The following is a 4510-nucleotide window of genomic DNA, read 5'->3' as shown; positions in this document are numbered from 1 at the left end:
CTTGATTTAAAGGAGTATTTGGCGGAAGTTTAACTTGTCCTGGTTGTCTGACTTCCCCTACTACTGAAACTTCTATTTCATCGGGAGCAAAACTAGCTGCTGCTAATTCAGGTGATTCTGCTGGATCGATATCTGGGGCTGTGGGAATTACAATCATATCTCCTTGCTGCAAAATTGCATCTTGATTAATATCTCCACTCTGTAGTAGTTTCCATAAATCTAAATTTACTTTTTGGATAGCTCCCACTCTCGTCTGTCGTCGCAGTTGGATATTACGAATATCGGCTAGTGGTTTAATTCCTCCAGCTAACTGAATTGCTCTTGTTACAGTAGGTTGCCCACTAACATTAAAGTCCGCTCCTGTATCTCCTCCACGGACAACATAAGCACCAGGGCGTTCAACTTCTCCTACTACTGTCACATTTCGAGGTCGATCTATAGGAATAGCAAAAATGGTTGTAGCTATTTGTCGTGTTTCCTCTAGATTGATACTTTGGGTACTCGGTATAAAAATTGAGTCTCCATCTCGTAAGGTAATATCTTGAGAGGGATTGTCACTTGTCAGCATTTCCCAAAGATTAACATTAATAATTATCTCTTTATTTCCTCTTTGGGGGCGACGAATTTTAATTTGTCGTATGTCCGCAGCTAGGGTGATTCCCTGAGCCTGTTCTATTGCTTGAAGTACGGTAGAATATTGAGTTCCGGGATTTTGCCCCACACCAGATTTTAAGGCCACTCCATAAGAACCTGGTCGATTTACTTCCCCAGAAATCCAGATATTGAAAGGCCGAGAAGCTTTAAGTTTCACTGCTACAATGGAGCGTTTGAGAACATTTGCATATTTGGCAGAAATAGCATTGCTAGCTTCGATAATTGTTAAGCCCTCAAGATTAAGACTTCCCACCAAAGGTAAGTCTATTAGTCCATCTGCTGGAATTTGATAGTCCCCACTATAGTCAGGTACGCCCAGTATATCAATGTTAATTGTATCTCCACCACCTAACCTATATGCACTATTACTTAGACCGGAATCTGTTTGTACTAATTCTAAGACCGAATCATTATTTTGATTAACTGGCTGTGCTATAGTACAATCTAGCTGTATTAAACTAAATAAGTTCCAGTAACTTAGACCTAATAAAAATCTAGCAATCAGGGAAACCCGCATCTACATTACTCCCGAGTGTAAATTAACTATTGCTTGTGATTCTCAAGCGGGGAATTCTTGATGAATAATCCGAGCGTCGTATTTCCTAACCACCCAGCAAATAAATCTAATAAAGAATAACAAAGTTGCACAACTACCTTGCCCCTTTGAGCACCACCAAAAATTTTTCCTACCTTATCCATAACTAAATTATGATTCCATAAACGAATTACTTCGATCTGGCATGGCACTTGCAAAACATAGCTCTTGACCGTTTGTTCAAACATTAATTTATTCCACCGAAATACATAGTTAACTACACCGCCATGATCTTCCCATTCCATTCCTAGCAAATTTGCGACTATTCCAGCATGAGGTTCAATCATAATGACTGCTCTGCCAGCCACTCGAATCATCTCTGTTAAACCGAGAACTGGACGAGGCAGATGATGTAGTCCATCTTGTACTAAGACTAAATCGTAGGATTCATCTGGTATGTCTAGATTTTCAGCATTCATCACTTTTGTCTGTAGACGTGAGTCTCTAAGTTCACATCCCTGTATTGCATTTTCAGATATATCTGAAACTGTAACTGAGCGAAAACCCATATTAGCTAAGATAGTACCTTCTCCACCTACCCCACCACATATAACTAATACATCCCAGTCTTGAGGTAATGAATTAGTAATTTTCATTAGATGTTTGACTCCTATTTGAAGTCTTCTGTCAAGTAGATATCTGGTTAGAGGGTCAGTATCATCCCAATAAGACCAATTATTAGACTTTGAGTATATATCCTCAAATGTCTCTTTTTGTTTTTCTACTCCTGTATTCATCTGTGAATTTTCCTTGTTAATATTAGTAAATTAGATTTACTGGCCTCGTAATAACTACAGCCTGATTCAATTTTAGTATATCAAACTAAGAATATGATAATTATGTAGATTAAATTAGAAGTTTTGCTATCGCAAACTTTAATAATTTTCGAGGCTCTAAAAAAATCACTAACTAGGATAATTTAGGAGAAAATAAATTATGAGTTTTTTAGAATTAAATTGTAGCTAATTATGAAAGAGCTACTCAAAAATCCAATAATTTTACTCCCGATTTTAGGATGTGGGGTAATATATTTACTTCTAGCTTTTCTAGCAGTTAGTCGTAATCAAAAGTTGGGAGCTTTGGCAGAAAAATTAGTAGTTGGATTATATTTATTTATGATGCCAGGATTAGGTGTTGCTCCTTTTCCTACATTTCATCCTACTGCTCTAGCTCACCCTGAAAAAAGTTTGCCATCTATGATAGTTCAATTGGGTTTATATGGAGCACTACTGTTTATTCTTTCACCACGGTTAAAATATACTCTCAAATATTATTTTGATTTACTTGCTTTATTGTTACAAAAAAATCCTGGACTATGTTTATTTTTATTTCTCATACTACTATCATTTGGTTGGTCTGATACTCCAGTATACACTCTAAAGTATAGTATTGTTTTACTAGCAACTACAGTTTTTGACATCTACATCATTAAACAATATTCTTATAAAGAGATATCTACTTTACTCAAATGGAGTTTAGTAGTAACAGCAATTCTCAGTACATTTTATAGTAAATTCAAACCTGCTATAGGCATTAATGTAGTAAAAAATAGCTGGCAAGGAATTATTAATCACCCTAATCCACTAGCAGCATTGATGGCTTTAAGTGCTATTTTATGGGGATTAGAAGCAATTGAAAATTCTCAAAATCGTTGGCTATCTATAGGAATGGTATTTTATTCGCTGTTTGTGTTGCAAATGGCAAAATCAGGAGGCGGGCAAGTACAATTTTTGATAGGTACAGTTATTATTGTATCAGTAAGATTTCTTAAACAATTACCTTTTCAATGGAGTTTATTTTTTGTTGTAGTTTTTCTAATCCTTTCTATTAGTGGATTTATTATTATTACAAATAATTTAGAAGCTATAGTTGTTGATGCTTTAGGTAAAGATTTGACTTTGACAGGACGAACACCTATTTGGGCTTATTTATTTGCAGAAAAGATTCCCAAACGTCCCTTATTAGGCTATGGATTTCATGGTTTTTGGCAACCTTGGCGTGGAGCTGATAACCCAGCAGCTAATCATATTAGTGGTGAATTAAGGATGCCTTCTGGTAGCGGATATTGGACTCCACCTCATTCTCACAATGGTTTTGTAGAAATTATTTTAGATTTTGGTTTCATCGGATTTGCTGCATTTGCTTTGTCTTTTATTACTGCTTTAGTTCAATCAATACAATATTTAACTCGACCTCAACAACGGGAGTCAGTTATAGAATTAGTTTTGCCTATTTTACTATTGATTTTTGTGATTTTTCCCAATCTTACAGAAAGACCATTGGTAGAAAATAATAATAATTGGTATTATTATATATTTACAACTGTAGGTATTTCTATTAAAACTTATGGTAAAAATTTTAGAGCAGAACCTAAGTCTAAAAAAAATTAATATTCGTTAAAAAAAATATCTATATTAAGGAGTAAAAAGTAGGAAAAAAGATTAAGTTTATTTATGGTTTGAGAGATGCACAAAATATATAGTTAATTATTTTTTTGCCTTTATGTATGTCAATATAGTTGGTTGGAATTCCCAAAAAATTAGTAAATTAATACTCTAAAAAGGATTACATAATCAATCATAATGTGGAAAAAGTTAGTAGCACTCAGGCGAAAAATAAATCCCAACTCACAAAAGATTATTGGTAATACTGCATGGCTTTTAGGAGATAAAGTTCTGCGGATGGGATTTGGTCTTTTCATAGGAGTATGGGTAGCTCGTTATCTAGGACCAGAAAAATTTGGTTTGTTAAATTATGCGATCGCCTTTGTTAGTCTATTTAATGTATTTGCAACCCTGGGATTGAATAATATTGTAGTGCGGGATCTGGTGCGCAAACCATTAGAAAAAGGTGAAATTCTTGGCACTTCATTTCTGCTAAAACTACTAGGTAGTTCGTTACTATTTATCTTGACAGTTAGTTTAATTTATTTACTCAGGTCGGATGAAATTAAAACTCAAATATTAGTAGGAATTATTGCCATAGGGATGATTTTTAAAAGTTTTGATGTAATTGAATTGTGGTTTCAATCTCAAGTACAATCAAAGTATATAATTTTGTCTAATACTTCAGGATATTTATTTCTCAATATAATTAAAATTATAGCGATTAAAAATCAAGCACCTCTGATTATATTTGCTTTAATATGGTCTGGAGAATTTCTCCTGAGTGCTTTGGGATTAATCATTGTTTATCAGTGGCAAGGACACTTATTAAAAGCTTGGCGTTGGAGTCTTCAAAGAGCTAAACTATTACTTAAAG

The 4510-nt window shown here is 34.3% G+C and carries 4 protein-coding genes; 2 read left to right on the top strand and 2 right to left on the bottom strand.

What is annotated here, in order from left to right; all coding sequences use genetic code 11:
- A partial coding sequence (locus F6K22_RS33150; RefSeq protein WP_293108145.1) for a polysaccharide biosynthesis/export family protein occupies positions 1-1171 on the bottom strand: 1171 nt, incomplete at its 3' end.
- A 26-nt stretch (positions 1172-1197) separates the two neighbouring features.
- A complete protein-coding gene (locus F6K22_RS33145) occupies positions 1198-1986 on the bottom strand; it encodes a class I SAM-dependent methyltransferase (protein WP_293108142.1) in 789 nt (262 codons plus the stop codon).
- A gap of 231 nt (positions 1987-2217) precedes the next feature.
- Between F6K22_RS33145 and F6K22_RS33140 the strand changes: the two genes are divergently transcribed.
- Positions 2218-3639 (top strand): O-antigen ligase family protein, encoded by a 1422-nt coding sequence (locus tag F6K22_RS33140; RefSeq protein WP_293108139.1) that lies wholly within the window; start codon positions 2218-2220, stop codon positions 3637-3639.
- Between the two features lie 192 nt (positions 3640-3831).
- The coding region (locus tag F6K22_RS33135) for an oligosaccharide flippase family protein (RefSeq protein WP_293108136.1) at positions 3832-4510 on the top strand (679 nt) is incomplete at its 3' end.

It is taken from the genome of Okeania sp. SIO2F4 (assembly GCF_010672385.1).
In the GTDB taxonomy this organism is placed as follows: domain Bacteria; phylum Cyanobacteriota; class Cyanobacteriia; order Cyanobacteriales; family Microcoleaceae; genus Trichodesmium.
Note: the sequence above shows the minus strand (reverse complement) of the source record. Positions and strands in the feature narration are given on the sequence as shown.

Excerpts from the sequence above, each read along its gene's own strand:
- F6K22_RS33140 (WP_293108139.1), top strand. The coding sequence starts at position 2,218 with ATGAAAGAGCTACTCAAAAATCCAATAATTTTACTCCCGATTTTAGGA.
- F6K22_RS33145 (WP_293108142.1), bottom strand. The coding sequence starts at position 1,986 with ATGAATACAGGAGTAGAAAAACAAAAAGAGACATTTGAGGATATATAC.